The 17,346-nt window shown below is 61.9% G+C and carries 15 protein-coding genes; 11 read left to right on the forward strand and 4 right to left on the reverse strand.

The window, feature by feature from the left end; genetic code table 11:
- Window positions 1-43: 43 nt before the first annotated feature.
- From ROSMUC_RS09435 to ROSMUC_RS09450, 4 genes are read left to right on the forward strand one after another with little or no spacing between them, the layout of a single operon-like run.
- On the forward strand, window positions 44-727 hold the full coding sequence (locus ROSMUC_RS09435) for an SURF1 family protein (protein ID WP_037272273.1): 684 nt from the start codon (window positions 44-46) through the stop codon (window positions 725-727).
- The gene (gene thrC / locus ROSMUC_RS09440; RefSeq protein WP_037272281.1) at window positions 724-2,112 is read left to right on the forward strand and encodes a threonine synthase; all 1,389 of its coding nucleotides are present in this window, start codon (window positions 724-726) and stop codon (window positions 2,110-2,112) included. The genes ROSMUC_RS09435 and thrC overlap by 4 nt, the downstream gene beginning before the upstream one ends.
- Window positions 2,109-3,371: a M16 family metallopeptidase gene (locus tag ROSMUC_RS09445; RefSeq protein ID WP_037272283.1), complete on the forward strand. Its 1,263-nt coding sequence runs from the start codon at window positions 2,109-2,111 to the stop codon at window positions 3,369-3,371. Before thrC ends, ROSMUC_RS09445 begins: the two co-directional genes overlap by 4 nt.
- 2 nt (window positions 3,372-3,373) lie before the next feature.
- Window positions 3,374-3,958 (forward strand): GNAT family N-acetyltransferase, encoded by a 585-nt coding sequence (locus ROSMUC_RS09450; RefSeq protein WP_037272956.1) that lies wholly within the window; start codon window positions 3,374-3,376, stop codon window positions 3,956-3,958.
- A 9-nt stretch (window positions 3,959-3,967) separates the two neighbouring features.
- Here the strand turns inward: ROSMUC_RS09450 and ROSMUC_RS09455 are convergent, their stop codons facing one another.
- Window positions 3,968-5,275 (reverse strand): HlyD family type I secretion periplasmic adaptor subunit, encoded by a 1,308-nt coding sequence (locus tag ROSMUC_RS09455; RefSeq protein WP_037272290.1) that lies wholly within the window; start codon window positions 5,273-5,275, stop codon window positions 3,968-3,970.
- Window positions 5,272-6,996, reverse strand: a complete 1,725-nt coding sequence (locus ROSMUC_RS09460; protein ID WP_037272295.1) for a type I secretion system permease/ATPase — start codon at window positions 6,994-6,996, stop codon at window positions 5,272-5,274. The genes ROSMUC_RS09455 and ROSMUC_RS09460 overlap by 4 nt, the downstream gene beginning before the upstream one ends.
- Before the next feature lie 168 nt (window positions 6,997-7,164).
- On the opposite strand from ROSMUC_RS09460, the gene ROSMUC_RS09465 reads away from it, so the two are divergent.
- Complete coding sequence (locus ROSMUC_RS09465) at window positions 7,165-7,980, forward strand: MlaA family lipoprotein (RefSeq protein WP_075571723.1); 816 nt, start codon at window positions 7,165-7,167, stop codon at window positions 7,978-7,980.
- Entirely contained in the window at window positions 7,970-8,575 is a 606-nt protein-coding gene (locus tag ROSMUC_RS09470) for an MlaC/ttg2D family ABC transporter substrate-binding protein (RefSeq protein ID WP_037272300.1), read from the forward strand. Before ROSMUC_RS09465 ends, ROSMUC_RS09470 begins: the two co-directional genes overlap by 11 nt.
- Before the next feature lie 52 nt (window positions 8,576-8,627).
- Here ROSMUC_RS09470 and ROSMUC_RS09475 read toward each other — a convergent pair whose 3' ends face one another.
- Complete coding sequence (locus tag ROSMUC_RS09475; protein ID WP_102105917.1) at window positions 8,628-10,772, reverse strand: transglycosylase domain-containing protein; 2,145 nt, start codon at window positions 10,770-10,772, stop codon at window positions 8,628-8,630.
- A 255-nt stretch (window positions 10,773-11,027) separates the two neighbouring features.
- Between ROSMUC_RS09475 and ROSMUC_RS09480 the strand changes: the two genes are divergently transcribed.
- From ROSMUC_RS09480 to ROSMUC_RS09500, 5 genes are all read left to right on the forward strand, one after another.
- A complete protein-coding gene (locus tag ROSMUC_RS09480; RefSeq protein ID WP_008279099.1) occupies window positions 11,028-11,366 on the forward strand; it encodes a P-II family nitrogen regulator in 339 nt (112 codons plus the stop codon).
- Window positions 11,367-11,391: 25 nt separating this feature from the next.
- A complete protein-coding gene (locus ROSMUC_RS09485; RefSeq protein WP_037272304.1) occupies window positions 11,392-12,726 on the forward strand; it encodes an ammonium transporter in 1,335 nt (444 codons plus the stop codon).
- Window positions 12,727-12,850: 124 nt separating this feature from the next.
- Window positions 12,851-14,686, forward strand: coding sequence for a DNA mismatch repair endonuclease MutL (gene mutL / locus ROSMUC_RS09490; RefSeq protein WP_037272307.1), 1,836 nt, complete (start codon window positions 12,851-12,853; stop codon window positions 14,684-14,686).
- Window positions 14,683-15,852: a DNA recombination protein RmuC gene (locus ROSMUC_RS09495; RefSeq protein WP_037272310.1), complete on the forward strand. Its 1,170-nt coding sequence runs from the start codon at window positions 14,683-14,685 to the stop codon at window positions 15,850-15,852. Before mutL ends, ROSMUC_RS09495 begins: the two co-directional genes overlap by 4 nt.
- A gap of 73 nt (window positions 15,853-15,925) precedes the next feature.
- The gene (locus tag ROSMUC_RS09500) at window positions 15,926-16,738 is read left to right on the forward strand and encodes an MBL fold metallo-hydrolase (protein WP_037272314.1); all 813 of its coding nucleotides are present in this window, start codon (window positions 15,926-15,928) and stop codon (window positions 16,736-16,738) included.
- Window positions 16,739-16,875: 137 nt separating this feature from the next.
- Here ROSMUC_RS09500 and ROSMUC_RS09505 read toward each other — a convergent pair whose 3' ends face one another.
- A complete protein-coding gene (locus ROSMUC_RS09505; protein WP_146005682.1) occupies window positions 16,876-17,277 on the reverse strand; it encodes a hypothetical protein in 402 nt (133 codons plus the stop codon).
- Window positions 17,278-17,346: the final 69 nt, after the last annotated feature.

Genomic DNA, 17,346 nt, shown 5'->3' on the forward strand with positions numbered 1-17,346 from the left:
CGGGGGGTTTTCTTTCCCCGCATTTTCCTTTTGAGAGTGTGACATGCGGAAAAGCGTTCTGATCCCCCTGATCTTTGGCATTGCCGGTGTGGCGGTGCTGGTCCGCTTGGGCCAGTGGCAGGTCGAGCGGCTGGCGTGGAAAGAGGGTGTCCTGGCCGATATTGCCGCGCATATCAGCGCGGACCCGGTGGCGTTGCCCGAGATGGTAGAGCCGGAGAGGGATCGCTATCTGCCGGTGGCTGTGACGGGGCGTATTGGCGACACCGCGCTGCGGGTACTCGTCAGTCAAAAGCAGGTGGGGGCTGGATACCGCGTGATTTCCCCGCTGGAAACCGACGGGCGGCGGGTGCTGTTGGATCGGGGGTTTGTCAAGGTAAGTGCCGATATTCCGGCCCCGCCCGAGGAGGCGGTCACGGTGCAAGGCAATCTGCACTGGCCGGACGAACGGCTGAGTTCGACGCCCGAGAACGACGTGGCGGGCAATATCTGGTTCGCGCGCGACATCGCGCAGATGGCCGAGGTTCTGGGCACCGAGCCGGTGCTGGTGGTGACGCGGAAATTGTCGGAGCCGGAGGTGGGCGTGTCGCCCTTGCCGGTCGACACGAGCGGAATTCCGAACGATCACCTGAGTTACGCAATCACATGGTTTTCGCTGGCCGTGATATGGGCCGCGATGACAGGGTTTTTCATCTGGCGCATGCGGCAGGCAGAAAGAGGCAGGACGTGAAATACATCTCGACACGGGGCCGCGCGCCCACGCTGAGTTTCGAAGAGGCGATGCTGACGGGGCTCGCGCGTGATGGCGGGCTTTATCTGCCGGAGAGCATTCCGGTGATGGCGGCGGATGATATCCGCGCGCTGGAGGGCGTGAGCTATGAGGAGGCCGCGTTCCGGGTGATGCGGCCCTATATCGGCGATGCCTTTACCGACGACGAGTTTCGCGGGATCATCGCGCGGGCCTACGAGGGGTTCGGTCACGCGGCACGGGCCCCGTTGAAGCAGCTGGATAGTGGGCATTTCCTGCTGGAGCTGTTCCACGGGCCGACGCTGGCGTTCAAGGATTTCGCCATGCAGCTAATCGGGCAGATGTTCGAATTCTCGCTGAAGCGGTCGGGGAGCCGGGTGAGCATCGTCGGCGCGACCTCCGGCGATACCGGGTCGGCGGCGATCGAGGCGTTTCGGGGTCTGGATGCGGTGGATGTGTTCATCCTCTATCCGCATGGGCGCGTCAGCGAGGTGCAGCGGCGGCAGATGACGACGCCGGGTGAGAGCAATGTGCATGCGCTGGCCATCGACGGGCATTTCGACGATGCCCAAGCGCGCGTCAAGGATATGTTCAACGATTTTGAGTTCCGTGACGGCGTGCGGTTGGCGGGGGTCAATAGCATCAACTGGGCGCGGGTTCTGGCGCAGGTGGTCTATTACTTCACCTCTGCTGTCAGTCTTGGCGCGCCCGACCGCAAAGTCAGTTTCACGGTGCCTACGGGCAATTTCGGCGATGTCTTTGCGGGCTATATCGCCAAGCGGATGGGGCTGCCGATTGACCGGCTGGTGGTGGCGACCAACCAGAATGACATTCTGCACCGCTGCCTGAGCACGGGCGACTACCGCCCAGATGGTGTGGCCCCGTCGATCAGCCCGTCGATGGATATTCAGGTGTCCTCGAATTTCGAGCGGGCGCTCTTTTACGCCTACGGGCAGGATGGCAATGCCGTGGGGCAGGTGATGGACGAGCTGAAGGCGGGCGGATTCACCGTGAGCCAAGGGGCGCTGGAGGCGCTGCGTGAGACCTTTGACAGCGGGCGCTGTGACGAGGATCAGACCCGCGCTGCGATCCGGGAGACATGGGGCGCGAGTGGCGAGTTGCTCTGCCCGCATAGTGCCGTGGGGGTGCATGTGGCCGAGGCGCAGCGCGATGCGCATGTGCCGATGATCACGCTGGCCACGGCGCATCCGGCCAAGTTTCCGGCGGCGGTCGAGGAGGCGAGCGGCATTCACCCCCCCTTGCCCGCGCGTATGGCGGACCTGTATGAGCGGGATGAACGTGTGACGCGTGTCGAGAACGATCTGAGCGCCATTGAAACACTGATCAAGGAACGGATTGCCCATTGAGTGTCCAACTGACCACCCTGCCGAACGGATTTCGCATCGTTTCGGAACATATGCCCGGCCTGCAATCGGCAGCGATTGGCGTCTGGGTTCTGGCCGGGGCGCGCCATGAAGAGGCCAGCCAGAATGGCATCGCGCATTTTCTGGAGCATATGGCCTTTAAGGGGACCAAGCGGCGCTCGGCCTTGCAGATTGCAGAGGCGATTGAGGATGTAGGCGGCTATATCAACGCCTACACGAGCCGCGAGGTGACGGCCTATTATGTGCGCGTCCTCAAGGAAGATGTGCCGCTGGCGCTAGACGTGGTGGCGGATATTTTGCGCAACCCGGTGTTTGATCCGCGCGAGATCGAAGTAGAGCGTGGCGTGATCCTGCAAGAGATCGGGCAGGCGGCGGATACGCCCGATGACATCATTTTCGACTGGTTGCAGGAAAAGGCCTATCCCGACCACCCGCTTGGCCGCACCATCCTGGGGGCGGAAGAGCGGGTGCGCGGCTTTGCCAAGCCCGATCTGGAGCGGTTTGTGGATCAGTATTATCGGCCCGGTCAGATGGTTCTGTCTGCGGCCGGAGCGGTGGATCATGATGCGCTGGTGCGTATGGCCGAAGACATGTTCGGCGACATGATCCCCAGCCATGCGATCGAGCCGCCGGTTGCGCGATTTGCCGGGGGCGAGACGCGGCATGTCAAGGATCTGGAGCAGGCGCATTTCGCGCTGGCCTTCGAGAGCCCGGATTATGCGCATCCCGATATTTACACCGCGCAAATCTATGCCTCGGCGCTGGGCGGGTCGATGTCGTCGCGGCTGTTTCAGGAAATCCGCGAGCGGCGGGGCCTGTGCTATTCGATCTATGCGCAGGCCGGGGCCTATTCCGACACCGGCATGATGACGATTTATGCAGGCACTTCGGGCGAGCAATTGGGCGATCTTGCGGGGATTACCATCGAAGAGATGAAGCGCGCTGCCGAGGATATGACTGCCGCCGAAGTCGAGCGGGCACGGGCGCAGATGAAGGCTGGGCTGTTGATGGGTCTTGAAAGCCCGAGCAACCGGGCGGAGCGTCTGGCGCGGATGTTGCAAATCTGGGGGCGGGTGCCGGACCTGCCTGAGGTTGTGGAACGAATCGACGCGGTGACGCTGGCGGATGTGCGGCGGTTGGCCGAAACGACGGTCGCGCGCGCGCCTTCAGCGCTGGCGCTCTATGGTCCGGTTGAGCAGGCCCCGACGTTGGCCGCGCTTGATGCGAGGCGTGCCGCCTGATGATGCTCTTGCCGCGCCGCAAGCTCAGGATCGAGACAGAGCGTCTTACCCTGCGGCAGCCGGTGATTGGTGATTTTCGCAACTGGAGCAGTTTGCGGGCAGATAGCGCGGATTTCCTGACGCCTTGGGAACCGCTCTGGGCGGTGGACCATTTGGCGCGCAAGGGGTTCTCCAACCGGGTCTGGTGGGCGCAGCGTTCAATCGCCAGTGGCAGCGCGATGCCACTCTTTTTGGTGAGGCGCGAGGATCAGGCGCTATTGGGCGCGATCACGCTGGACAATATCCGGCGCGGGCCTGCGCAGGCGGGCACGCTGGGCTATTGGATCGGCCAGCCCTATGCGCGCCAAGGCTATATGCGCGAGGCGATTGCGGGGGTGGTGCACCACGCCTTTGATAGGCTGGATCTGAGCCGGATCGAAGCGGCGTGCCTTCCAGAAAATCAGGCGTCACGGGCGCTGTTGGAAAAATGTGGCTTCAAATACGAAGGCGTCGCGCAGAGTTACTTGCAGATCAACGGACGCTGGCGGACGCATGTTCTTTATGCGCAGTTGCGGGCGGACCGGCGCGGGCGGACGGATGTGGGCTAAGCCCATAGGTCATTCGCGGAACGCCTTGGCCAGATAATCGGTGAAGGGTTTGACCAGATAAGCCAGCGGCGTGCGGTCGGCGGTGCGGATGAACGCCTCGACTGGCATGCCGGGGATGAGCGTGCTGCCCTCGGGCAAGCGGGCCTGTTCGCCTTCACTCAGCACGATCTCGGCGCGGTAATAGCTGGCGCGCGTGGCCTCATCCTCGAACGCATCGGCTGAAATTTGGGTCACACGACCAAAGAGTTCCGGCGTGGTGCGTTGATCGAGCGCGGAAAAGCGCAGGGTGACTTCCTGTCCAACAAATAGTTTGTCGATATGGATGCTGTCGACACGCGCGTTGATCACCAGCGGGCGGTCCTGTGGCACGATGAAGAGGACCGGATCGGCAGGACGAATGACCGAGCGTAGGGCAAAAACCTGAAGGTTATAGACCACACCGGAAAGTGGGGCTGGAATGTCAAGTCGTCCCATCTGCTCGATCAGGGCGCGGCGTTGTTCGCGCAGCTCCAGTTCGCGGAATTGCAGGTCGCGCAAGGTGGTGATTGCCTCTTCGCGCCGGTCGGTCCCAAGCTTGAGGATCGAGATTTCGATTTCGGTGATGCGGCCCTCGGCTTCGGCCTTTTGGGCGGCAAGATCGCCCATGGTGCCGCTTAGCCGTGCCTGTTCGCGTTGCAGCCCGAGCACGCGGGTTGCCTGTGCCAGACCGCGATCCAGCAGCGATTGCTGGTCGGTCAGTTCCATCTCGATCAGTTCAAGCTGGCGGGCGAGGGCCACTTGTTGCGCCTCGATGCCGTCGATCTGGTTGGAAATCTGCCCGCGCCGCTTGTCGAGTTGGTCAATCTCGGCGGCAACGGTTTGGGCGCGGGCCTCGAACAGGGTTTTCTGACCTGTCATGAGATCGGCAGCATCGGCGTTCTGCGCCGAAAGTTCGATCAGGAGCGGATCGAACTTCAGGGTATCGCGCCCGTCACGCTCGGCCTCTAGACGGCCACGGCGCGCCATGAGTTCGGCAAGCTGGTTCTCGATGATCGAGAGCTCTGACTTGAGTTCGGTAGGATCGAGCCGCACGAGTACCTGACCGGTGGTGACCTTGTCGCCCTCCTTGACCTCGATGGCAGAGACGACACCCCCGTCGGGGTGTTGCACCACTTGCCGGTTCTGATCCACCTCGATGCGTCCCGGCGCGATGATCGCCCCGGAAATCTGGGTGAAGCTGGCCCAAGTGCCAAAACCGCCCACCAGCAGAACAAGTCCAATGAGGCCGATAATCAGCGGCTTGCTTGCCGACCAAGCGCTATTGTTTGGGGCGCTCATCGCACACCTCCGGGTCCGGTTGATCCGGTGACTTGTTGATGGTTCTGGAGCACATCCTTGAGTACCTGTTCGCGTGGACCAAAGGCGCGCATGACGCCGGCCTCAAGCATCAGAAGCATGTCGCATTCCTTGATTGCGGCGGGGCGGTGAGCGACGACGATCACCGCCTTGCCTTCGGCCTTTAGGCTGCGAATGGCAAGATTGACCGCCTCGCTGCCTTCGTTGTCGAGATTTGAATTGGGTTCATCGAGCACGAGGATCATGGGATCGCCATACATGGCACGGGCCAGTCCGATGCGTTGCATTTGACCGCCCGAGAGCCGTCCGCCATTGGCGCTGACCCGGGTATCATAGCCATTGGGCAGTTTGAGGATCATCTCATGCGCGTCGGCCTTGCGGGCGGCTGCGACGATCTTGGCAGGGTCGGGTTCGGGGGCGAGGCGGGCGATGTTTTCGGCTATGGTGCCGTCAAAAAGCTGCACACGCTGCGGCAGGTAGCCGATCAACTCGCCCAGCACGGAGGGTGCGTATTGGTCGAGTGTCGCCCCATCAAGGCGGATCTTGCCGCCCGCTGGCCGCCAGACACCGGTGATGGCGCGTGCGAGGGTGGATTTGCCCGCGCCAGAGGGTCCGATCACGCCCACGGCCTGCCCCGGTTCGATCTTGAAATTCAGGGTTTTCAGCACGGCTTGGCTCTCGCCCGGGGGGACCATGGTGAGCTGTTGCACCTCAAGCCGCGCCTTGGGGCGGGGCAGGGGCGTGCGCGGCTGTTCGGGCGGGACAGTGCCGAGAAGTTCGGCCAAGCTGCCCCAACCCTTGCTGGCGCGCTGCACCAGGGCCCATTGGCCGATGGCCTGTTCGATGGGCGCAAGTGCGCGCCCCATCAGGATCGAGCCTGCAATCATGGCACCGGGCGTCAACTCTCCACGCAGCACCAGCCACGCGCCAAGGCCCAGCATCGCCGATTGCAACAGCAGGCGCAGCGTCTTGGTGGTGGTTGTGAAGGTGCCACCGAGATCGGCGGCGTCGATTGCGGTCGAGAGGGCACGCCCGCGCATGGCCTGCCAGCGGTCAAAGGCGGCATCGCGCATACCCATGGCCTGAATCATCTCGGATTCGTTACGCAACTGTTCGGAAATCGCTTCAGCCTGAACGCTTGCGCTGGTGGCCTGCCCCGTGGGGCGGCGGGTCACGATCTGATTGACAAGGGTCACGACCACCAAGAGAGCGCCCCCGGCAAGGGCAAGTATGCCAAGCCAAGGGTGAAACACCCAGATTGCGGCCAGAAAGAACGGTGCCCATGGCATGTCGAAAATCGCCAGAAGCACTGGCGAGGTCATCAGGCGCTGGATCGATTCGAGGTCGCGCAGGCCGGTGGCGGTGTTGGCATCGGGTTGAACGGCGGATTTTCGAATCACCGCGTCGAACACCCGCCGGTCGAGCCGCGCCTGAAAGCGCGCGCCCACACGGCCCATGATGCGCCCTCGAGCATAATCGAGAAGGCCCATCATCGTATAGAGAAACAGCACCAGTACCGAGAGGGCGATCAGGGTTTCCAGTGAACGGCTGCCGAGGACACGATCATAGACCTGCAACATATAGATGGGACCGGTCAACATCAGCAGATTGGCGAAAAAGCTGAAGATGCCGACAAACCAGTAGAGACTACGGCTTTCACGTCGGGCCGCGCGCAATTCCTGGCGGCCCGCTTCCAGTTTCATCTTGTCCAAACTCGTATTCCGTCTTTTGTGTTCAAGTCTTTAAGGCATCACAGCAATCCTGCCTTCCCTTACAGGCAATGTCACCATTCTGCCACAGCATTGTGAACATGGGGCGTAGGATGATGGGTTTGTTCGGGCTATAGTTTATGTAAGGCTGAGACTCGTTTAATGACGGATACCCCATTGCTAACCTTATCTTTCCCTGTGCCCGCCAGAGCTGTGCTGCGCCTGATCGGCCTGTCAGGAGTGGTCGCGCTGAGCGCCTGCGCAAAGCCCAGCCCGTCTGAGGCCACGCGCGACGTGTTCGATCCCTACGAATCGCAGAACCGCGAGGTGCATGACTTTAACCGAGGTTTTGACCGTGCGCTCGTGCGGCCGGTCGCCAAAGGCTACAGCGCCGCAATTCCCGATGATATCGAAACGGTTATCGGGCGTTTTGCGACGAATCTCTCACTGCCCAGCGACATCGTGAATAACGTCCTGCAGTTGAACATGCGGGGTGCCATCCATGATACCGCGCGGCTGGTGGTGAATACCACCTTTGGCCTTGGTGGCCTGTTCGATCCCGCCAGCGAAATGGGGATGCCTGCGGGCACAAACACCGATTTCGGCGAAACCTTGCACGTCTGGGGCGCGCGGGAAGGGGCCTATGTGGAACTGCCGGTCTTGGGGCCGTCGACCGAGCGGGATACCTGGGGCATCGCCGTCGATCTCTTTACCAACCCCTTGAGTTATCTTGTCGAATCCCCCGAGAGCCTGATCGGCACTGGGGCGGGTGTGGCCGCAGGCCTGTCCAAGCGCGATAAGTTCAGCGAGACGATTGACGCCATTCTCTATGAGAGCGCCGACAGTTATGCACAGTCGCGGTCCATTTTCCTGCAAAACCGGCGCTTCAAACTGGGCGGCACGGCTGGTAGTGTCTACGACGACCCTTACGGCACTCTTGAGCCATCCGCGCCATTGGAGGACCCCTATGCTGAGTAAGATAAACCGCCGCCATTTTTTCAACGCAGCCTTGGCTGCAACCGCGCTGACCGCGCTGCCCCGGATGGGTTGGGCACTGGACGATGCGCGCGCCCGAACGCTGGTGGATGAGGTGGTTGTGAACATCAACCGCGTGATCGCCTCGGGCAAGCCGCTATCGGGGATGATCAAGGATTTCGAGCGTATTTTTAACACCTATGCCGATGTGAACATCATCGCGCGTTCGACCCTTGGGGCCGATGCCAACCGGGTGTCGGCGGCGCAGATGCGCGCCTTTACCGATGCGTTCCGCGGCTATATTGCGCGAAAATACGGCAAGCGGTTCAACGAATTCGCCGGCGGTCGTATCGAGGTCAATTCGGTCAAGCCTGTGAAATCCTGGCATGAGGTGAAATCCACCGCTTATTTGCGCGGGCAGTCGCCGTTCGAGGTGAGTTTCCTTGTGTCTGACCGGTCGGGCAAGGACCTGTTCTTCGATATGATCATCGAGGGTATCAGCCTGCGGCTGAGCGAGCGCACCGAGATTGGCGCGATGCTGGACCGCCGCAATGGTGATGTGAACGCGCTGATTGCGGACCTCAAACAAGCGGGCTGAGGCTCTTTTACTATTCACTGTATCTTGATCGGCGCCCCTGCGGGCGCCGTTCTCAATTTCCGCCAAAGATGCTGCGCAGGATGTTTTCAATTGGGTTGCCGCTGGCAATCGGCGCGCGGCGTTGCTGGTTCTGCGGGGCGGGCGTAGGCGCGGGTCGGGGTTGCGGGCGCAACATCGGCAGGGGTTTGGGATCAATCCCCTCATGCACGCGCACCATGGTTTCCTGCCAGATTTCTGCGGGCAATCCGCCGCCCGTCACGCCTTTGAGGGGCGTGTTGTCGTCATAGCCCATCCAGACCCCGGCCACGTAATCGGCGGTAAAGCCCAGAAACCACGCATCGCGGGCGGCCTGTGTGGTGCCGGTCTTGCCTGCCGCCTCACGGCCTGGAAGGCGGGCGCGGCTGCCGGTGCCGCCTTCGATCACCTTGGTCATCATGTAGATGAGTTCCTGCGCCGCGCTTTCCTGAATGACACGTTCGCCGATGCCGCCGCCGGTGCCCATGAGCGGTTCTGACTCGCCCAGCAGTTTCAATTCGACAAGGCCGTAGGGCGTGACCGACGAGCCGCCGTTGAGGATACCCGCATAGGCGCCGGTCATTTCTAGCAACGTGCTCTCTGAGGCCCCAAGCGCCAAGGCCGGACCTGCGGCCAGATCGCTGTCGATGCCGAAATCGCTGGCCACCTTGCGCACGAGATCACGTCCGACGCTTTCGGAGATCTTGACCGCCGGGATGTTGAGCGATTGCGCCAATGCGTCGGTAAGGGTGACGCGGCCTTTGTAGTTTCGGGTGTAGTTTTCCGGGCACCAGCGGCCCGAACCGGGGATGTCGAGGCAATAGGGCTCGTCCACCACGACCGAATCATAGCTGTAGCCCAGTTCGACGGCGGTGGCGTAGACAAAGGGCTTGAAGGCAGATCCGGTCTGGCGCTTGGCCTGAGTGGCGCGGTTAAAGGCGCCGACCACCTTGGTTTTGCGCCCGCCGACCATGGCCCGCACCGCGCCATCGGCGGACATGACCACTATGGCGGCTTGCGCCTTGGAGCCTTCACGCACCTTTTCGTCAAAGATATAGGTCAGCGCGTCCTCGGCCGCGCGCTGGATGCGCTGATCGAGGGTGGTGCGGATGATCACATCCTCGGTCGTGTCGCGGGTAAAGAATTCGGGGCCGGAGGCCATCACCCAATCGGCGAAATAGCCGCCTGCCTGGCGTTCTGCGGCCTCGGAGAGTTCGGCGGGATTGGCGAGGGCGAGGGCCGCTTCCTGATCGGAGAGATAGCCCTGACGGCGCATGAGCCCCACCACGACCGAGGCACGGTTGCGCGAGCGTTCCAGATTGGCAGTGGGCGCGAGGGTTGAGGGTGCGGTCAGCAGACCCGCGATCATCGCACCCTCGGCGGGGTTGAGATTGGCCGCAGATTTGCCGAAATAGCGCTGTGCTGCGGCCTCTGCGCCATAGGCTCCGCCCCCCAGATAGGCGCGGTTGAGATAGACCGACAGGATCTGATCCTTGGTGTATTTTGCCTCCATTGCCATGGCATAGATCGCCTCGCGCGCTTTGCGCGACAGCGACGAGCGGCGGCAATCAGCGATATAATCGGCCTCGCTCTCCCATTCACTTTCTTTATAGGCGTTGCCAAAGCACAGGAGTTTCGCGGTCTGCTGCGTGATGGTCGAGCCGCCGTTGCCCTGCAGGGGGCCACGGCCCTCGTTCAGGTTGATGCGGATGGCGCTGGCGATGCCAATGGGATCGACTCCAGGGTGCAGATAAAAGCGCCGGTCTTCGGTGGCGATCACCGCGTTCTTGAGATGCGGGCTGACGGTGTCGGCGGTCACGACGCCGCCAAATTGATCGCCGCGCCAGGCAAAGACCTCGCCCTCGTGATCGAGAAGGGTGACAGAGCCTTTGGCGCGGCCATCCATGAGAGTCTGGTATTCGGGCAGGCTTGAATAAGTGATGGCCACCAGAGTGCCTACGACAAGGGCGACGATCGCCGTTACCCGCCATGTGATCCACCAGGTTACGCGCAATATCCCCCGCAACAGCCCGCCGACAAGCCGCACCATCACGTTGTTGGAGCGTGGACGAGCGCGGCGCCGCGCACCTTTAGCCTTGCGCGCGGGCGCAGGCTTGGGGCGCGCCTTGGGGGTGCGCTTGGGGGCCACCAGAGGCGGTTTTTTTGGTCCTGTCGTGCTCATTGTTGCCCTGCTCGGCCTCATGTGTTCGGCTCAGTTTATAGTGTGGGATCACAAAAGTAGAGACCCCACGCGTGCCGATCGCGCTTTCCGATGTGCACAAAAATAGTGCAAATTAACCAATATGCCTAAATTTTATGCATATGAGGCGAATTCGAGCGGCGAATTCCCGCCTTGACCCTTCCAGACTCTGCCATCTGCGCCTTTTCTGCATGTGCAAACTACGCGCTGAGACACCGCAAACCGAAAGGGGCAGACGTGAAACTCATCATTGCAACGATAAAGCCGTTCAAGCTGGAAGAGGTCCGCGAGGCGCTGACCGACATCGGCGTGCGCGGCATGATGGTGACCGAAATCAAGGGCTTCGGCTCACAATCCGGGCACACGGAAATCTATCGCGGTGCGGAATACGCCGTGAATTTCGTACCCAAGATCAAGCTGGAAATCGCGGTCTCCGCCGCGATGGCCGATCAGGTCGTCGAGACAATCACCAAAACCGCCCGCACTGGCAAAATCGGTGACGGCAAGATTTTCGTGCTCGACATCCAGCAAGCCGTGCGTGTGCGCACCGGCGAAACCAACGATGACGCGCTCTGAGCGCGCAGGGGAAAGGATAATTACTATGAACTCCACGTTAAAACTCGGCCTTGCCGCAACGCTGATTGCGCTGCCGCAGATGGGGCTGGCTCAAGAGGCGGCGGCGGAGGCCGTGCCGAGCTTTGATGAAATCGGCCCCTACATCATGACGACGCTGCTGTTCTGCATGGCGGGCTTTCTGGTCTTCTTCATGGCGGCGGGCTTTGCCATGCTGGAAGGCGGGCTGGTGCGCTCAAAGAACGTCACGATGCAGATGACCAAGAACGTCGTGCTCTATTCCTTTGCGACGATCATGTATTGGCTGGTTGGCTTCAACCTCATGTATCCCGGCGACGGCTGGTTGGTGGCCGGTTGGGTCGGGCCGTTCTTCTCGATGACCGAGCTGGACCCGGTGGGTGTCGCGGCGGCAGATGCCGCGCTGGATTATGCCTCGGTCGGCTCTGACTTCTTCTTCCAGTTGGTGTTCGTTGCGGCGACAGCTTCGATCGTGTCGGGTGCCCTGGCGGAGCGGATCAAGCTCTGGCCGTTCCTTGTGTTCGTCATCCTTCTGACCGGCTTCATGTATCCGATTTCTGGGTCCTGGCAGTGGGGCGGTGGCTGGTTGTCCGAAGCTGGCTTCTCCGACTTCGCAGGCTCGACCATCGTTCACTCGGTGGGTGGCTGGGCTGCTCTGGCCGGTGCGATCATCCTCGGGCCGCGCCTTGGGAAATACGGCAAGGATGGCAAGGTCACGCCGATGCCGGGCTCGAACCTCGCGCTTGCCACTCTGGGCACGTTCATCCTGTGGCTGGGTTGGTTCGGCTTCAATGGCGGCTCGCAGCTGGCCATGGGCACCGTGGGCGATGTCTCGGATGTGTCGCGGATCTTTGCCAACACCAATATGGCTGCGGCGGCGGGCTCGATTGCGGCACTCATCCTGACGCAAGTGCTCTACAAGAAGCCTGACCTTACCATGGTTCTCAACGGTGCCTTGGCTGGCCTTGTGTCGATCACCGCTGAGCCGCTTGCGCCCAGCCTCTTTGGCGCCCTCTGGATCGGTGCTGTTGGCGGCGTGATCGTGGTGCTGGCCGTGCCCATGCTCGACAAGTTCAAGATCGACGACGTGGTCGGCGCCATTCCGGTGCACCTCTTCTGCGGGATCTGGGGCACGATTGCTGTGGTGTTCTACGGCGATGCCAGCCTCGGCACGCAGCTTCTGGGGATCCTTGCCTACGGTGCCTTCACCTTTGTCGTGAGCTTCGTGCTCTGGCTGATCATCAAGGGCACCATGGGTCTGCGGGTCGATCAAGAGACCGAGATCAACGGGCTCGACATGGCGGAAATGGGTATGGAAGCCTATCCTGAATTCTCCAAGGGCTGATCCTTCTCCTTCCTGACAGATCTTGAGAGAGCTTGCCCGGGCGTTCGCGCCCGGGTTTTTTATATGCGGCTGCGAATATGCCTTCTCTGGCAGAATCGCGGTAATCCGTGCTAAGTGTTGCGGTATGAACAGCCCAAGCCCCAAGATAAGCGCCGCACACCCGCAGATTCGCCAGTTGGACGAGGGGGCGATCAATCGTATCGCGGCGGGCGAGGTGGTCGAACGCCCGGCTTCGGCGGTCAAGGAACTGGTGGAAAACGCGCTCGACGCCGGGGCCACCCGGATCGAGGTGAGCTATGCGGACGGCGGCAAGACCCTGATCCGTGTGGGGGATGATGGGTGCGGCATGACGCCCGACCAACTGCCGCTCGCGCTTGCGCGGCATGCGACGTCAAAGATCGACGGCTCGGACCTTTTGAACATCCATTCCTTTGGGTTTCGCGGCGAGGCGCTGCCGTCCCTGGGGGCGGTGGGGCGGCTGACGATCGCATCGCGCGCAGGTGTCGAGGCCGCCGAAATCACGGTTGCGGGTGGGCAAATGGGGGCGGTGAAGCCAACGGCCCTCAATGCGGGCACGGTGGTGACGCTGCGCGATCTTTTCTACGCCACGCCTGCGCGGCTCAAATTCATGCGCTCGGACCGGGCCGAGGCGCAGGCGATTGCCGATACCGTCAAGCGGCTGGCGATGGCAGAGCCGTTCGTGGGCTTCGTGCTGCGCGATGTCTCGGGCGGGGGTGAGGGGCGGATCGTGTTCCGTGCCGACCCGGAGAATGGTGATCTCTTTGACGCGCTGCATGGGCGACTGGCGCGTGTTCTGGGGGCCGAGTTTGCCGAGAATGCGCTGAGAATTGATGCCACGCGCGAGGGGCTGCGCCTGACCGGCTATGCTGCGCTGCCCACCTATGCGCGCGGATCGGCGGTGGCGCAGTATCTCTTTGTCAATGGCCGCCCGGTGCGGGACAAGATGCTCTACGGCGCGCTGCGCGCCGCCTATCAGGACGTGCTGAGCCGCGACCGTCATCCGGCAGCGGCGCTGTTTTTGGGCTGTGATCCCACGCTGGTCGATGTGAATGTGCATCCGGCGAAATCCGAGGTGCGGTTTCGCGATCCGGGGCTGGCGCGGGGGCTGATTGTTTCGGGCTTGCGGCATGCCTTGGCCGAAGCCGGTCATCGGGCCTCGACCACGGTGGCGGGGGCGACATTGGGCGCGTTCCGGGCAGAGCCGGTGGGGCGCGTCTATCAGATGGATCGCCCGTCACCTCAGGCGCGGGCCCTTGCCTATAACGCGCAGGCGCCGGGCTTTGCCGATATGGGCGTAGAGTGGAGCGCGCGGGTCGAATCCGCGCCAGAGCCTGAGGCGCAAGAGGTGCCGGCCACAGCGCTGCCGCTTGGGGCCGCGCGGGCGCAGGTGCATGAGAATTACATCATCGCGCAAACCGAAACGGGCATGGTGATCGTGGATCAGCACGCCGCCCATGAGCGGTTGGTCTATGAGCGGTTGAAACGTCAGATGGCCGAGAGTGGGATTGCGGCGCAGGCGCTGTTGATCCCGGAAATTGTCGACTTTTCTGAGGCCGATTGCGCGCTGTTGATGGACCATGCCGAGGAGTTGGCGGGCCTGGGCCTCGGGATCGAGCCGTTTGGGCCCGGCAGCCTCGCCGTACGGGAAACCCCGGCCATTCTGGGGCCGGTCAACGCCAACGCGCTGTTACGCGACATTCTGGACGAATTGCAGGACGAGGGCGCAAGCGGCACGCTGAAATCGCGGATCGACGCGATCTTGAGCCGGGTTGCCTGCCATGGCTCGGTCCGCTCGGGGCGCCGGATGAGCGCGGACGAGATGAACGCCCTTCTGCGCGAGATGGAGCGCACGCCGATGTCGGGGCAATGCAACCACGGGCGGCCCACCTATGTGGAATTGCGGCTTGCGGATATTGAACGGCTGTTCGGGCGCACATGATCCAGATCGGTACGCAAACCTATGCCTTTGATGATCCTGTTGTTCTGGCGGGGCTCGTTGGCGTGGTGGTGTTACTGCTCATCCTGCTGCTGCTCATTCTCGCCCTGCGGGCTGCCAATCGCTCGGCGCGGCTGGCAGAGCCTTTGGCCTATCAGGTTGGGCAATTGGGCCAGCGGGTGCAGGGCCTGTCGGATGGGCAGCATCAACTTGCCGGTGGTCTCAACCATGTGTCCGAGGCGCAGGCGGCGGCGCAATCGCATCTGTTGCAACTGATGGAAAAGCGACTGGCGCAGGTGAGCCAGGCCATGACCGAGAACCTGCAAGGCACCTCGCGGCGCACGGCGCAATCGCTTGGGGAATTGCAGCAGCGCTTGCAGGCCATCGACAAGGCGCAGGACAATATCACCAAGCTGTCGGGCGATGTGCTCTCGTTGCAGGATATTCTGTCGAACAAGCAGACGCGCGGGGCGTTCGGGGAAATCCAGCTCACGGATATTGTCACCAAGGCGCTGCCCTCGGACAGCTACACGTTACAAGCGACGCTCTCGAACGGGCGGCGGGCGGATTGTCTGATCCACTTGCCCAATCCACCGGGGCCGATCTGTATCGACAGCAAATTCCCATTGGAGGCCTATGAGGCGCTGCGCCGCGCCAAGACAGAAGGGGAGTTGACTGAGGCGGCACGCGGCATGCGCACGGCGGTGCGTAAGCATATCAAGGATATTTCCGAGAAATACATCATCGAGGGCGAAACCGCCGACGGGGCGTTGATGTTCCTGCCCTCCGAGGCGGTCTATGCGGAATTGCACGCCAATTTCGCCGAGGTGGTGCGCGATGGATTTGCCGCACGCGTCTGGATCGTTTCGCCCACGACCTGCATGGCCACGCTCAATACCATGCGCGCGATCCTCAAGGATGCGCGGATGCGGGAACAGGCAGGCGCGATCCGGCGTGAATTGGGTCTTCTCTTTGCGGATGTGGAGCGTTTGGGCGCGCGGGTCGAGAACCTCGACCGGCATTTCACGCAGGCCGCCAAGGATGTGGCGGAGATCAAGATTTCGGCGGACAAGGCCGGGCGGCGGGCGCGGCGGTTGGACAATTTCGATTTCGAGGAACTGGCGCCCGAAACCGATCCAGCGATCGTACCGTTGGTCAAGGAAAGCTGAGCGCGCCCCTTCGGAAAAGATGACGCTTTTGCAAAGCGTGCTATCTTGCACAGGACCAAGAGGAGGACCGCCCATGATCCGACTTGTCTTGTTCGTCTTGATGCTGGCCGCGCCTGCCACCGCGCAGGATCGCCGCCCGAGCCATTGTATCGCGCTTGCCGATGCCGCGCCGGGGCTGGAATATCTGCACCGGGCCAGTTTTCGCGCGCCTTTGCCGGAGTATACGGTTCGGCTACGCTACATCGCGCATGCGTCCTTTCTCATTCAGGCGGGCGGATACAATGCGGTGACGGATTTCACCGGCTTTATCGGCAGCGCAAATCTGATCCCCGATGTTGTTACGATGAACCACGCGCATGAAACGCATTGGACCGCCTTTCCCGATCCGGCGATCCCGCATGTCCTGCGCGGTTGGGGAGAGAATGGCGTGGGGGCCGATCATCACCTTGATCTGGGCGGGCTGGTGGTGCGCAATGTGCCCACAGACATCCGATCCGGTGGCGGGGTAGAGGCCAATGGCAATTCGATTTTCGTCTTCGAGGCGGAGGGGCTGTGCATTGCCCATCTGGGGCATCTGCACCACGAGCCGAGCGACGATCAATACGCCGCGCTTGGCCGGATGGATGTGGTCATGGCCCCGGTCGATGGTGGCTATACCATGAATATCGAGAACATGATGAACGTGCTCAGGCGGGTGAAGGCGTCGATCGTGCTGCCGATGCACTGGTTTGGCGATAGCACGCTGGAGCGGTTTCTGGCGGGGATGGAGGGCGAGTTTGCGATTTCCCGCCCCGGTGTGAGCGAGATTGAGGTCTCTTTGCGCAGCCTGCCGGATCGGCCAACAATCGTCGTTTTGCGGCCTGCGTGGCTGCGGGATAACGAGTAATGGGTGCGCGGTCTGTGACGAGATCGCGGCCATTGGCCAGCGAGAAGCTGGTCTGCCGATGGTGATGGCGCGCTCGCAATTTGATGGCGTCTGACACGGCAGTGACCGTGCCAGACGTAAGGACCGCTGATAGCCAATCAGACGTTGGTTTCGATCCGGTCGTAGAGGATATTCCCCAATTTTGAGCCTGTGATTTCAATGATCACCGTTGACCCGCCGGCGCGTTCAAACTCGACAGCACGCGCCCCGCTGCGCCACGAAGCGCAGGTTGCGGAAAAAGCGGTCAAGCCATCTTCGCGCGGTTGAGTGTTGAATCCTCCAAGCGCACCCGTGCATGTTTCGGAGACCAACTTGCGGACATCCTTGGCAGAGAAACCGGCAGGGTTAAACGCGCCGAGCATGGTTCCTTCGGAAACGCGCGAAGAAAAGAAACTCGGATTACTGCTCGAAATGCTCGCCCCCGATGTGCCTCCGCATGCGGACAGGATCGAAAACGCCGCCAAAACAGCACTCGTGCGAGCGATAGAAAAAAGTTTCAATGAAGGTCTCCTGCTTGATATTTAGGCGTTTTGAGCACGAACGACTGGGGCGGTCAATCCATGATCCCC

The sequence above is a fragment of the Roseovarius mucosus DSM 17069 genome, assembly GCF_000768555.3.
Taxonomy (GTDB): domain Bacteria; phylum Pseudomonadota; class Alphaproteobacteria; order Rhodobacterales; family Rhodobacteraceae; genus Roseovarius; species Roseovarius mucosus.

Coding starts and splice junctions, on each gene's coding strand:
- ROSMUC_RS09435 (WP_037272273.1), top strand. CDS start 44: ATGCGGAAAAGCGTTCTGATCCCCCTGATCTTTGGCATTGCCGGTGTG.
- ROSMUC_RS09470 (WP_037272300.1), top strand. CDS start 7,970: ATGCTGAGTAAGATAAACCGCCGCCATTTTTTCAACGCAGCCTTGGCT.
- ROSMUC_RS09475 (WP_102105917.1), bottom strand. CDS start 10,772: ATGAGCACGACAGGACCAAAAAAACCGCCTCTGGTGGCCCCCAAGCGC.
- ROSMUC_RS09450 (WP_037272956.1), top strand. CDS start 3,374: ATGCTCTTGCCGCGCCGCAAGCTCAGGATCGAGACAGAGCGTCTTACC.
- ROSMUC_RS09495 (WP_037272310.1), top strand. CDS start 14,683: ATGATCCAGATCGGTACGCAAACCTATGCCTTTGATGATCCTGTTGTT.
- ROSMUC_RS09500 (WP_037272314.1), top strand. CDS start 15,926: ATGATCCGACTTGTCTTGTTCGTCTTGATGCTGGCCGCGCCTGCCACC.
- mutL (WP_037272307.1), top strand. CDS start 12,851: ATGAACAGCCCAAGCCCCAAGATAAGCGCCGCACACCCGCAGATTCGC.
- ROSMUC_RS09465 (WP_075571723.1), top strand. CDS start 7,165: ATGACGGATACCCCATTGCTAACCTTATCTTTCCCTGTGCCCGCCAGA.
- ROSMUC_RS09455 (WP_037272290.1), bottom strand. CDS start 5,275: ATGAGCGCCCCAAACAATAGCGCTTGGTCGGCAAGCAAGCCGCTGATT.
- ROSMUC_RS09485 (WP_037272304.1), top strand. CDS start 11,392: ATGAACTCCACGTTAAAACTCGGCCTTGCCGCAACGCTGATTGCGCTG.
- ROSMUC_RS09460 (WP_037272295.1), bottom strand. CDS start 6,996: ATGAAACTGGAAGCGGGCCGCCAGGAATTGCGCGCGGCCCGACGTGAA.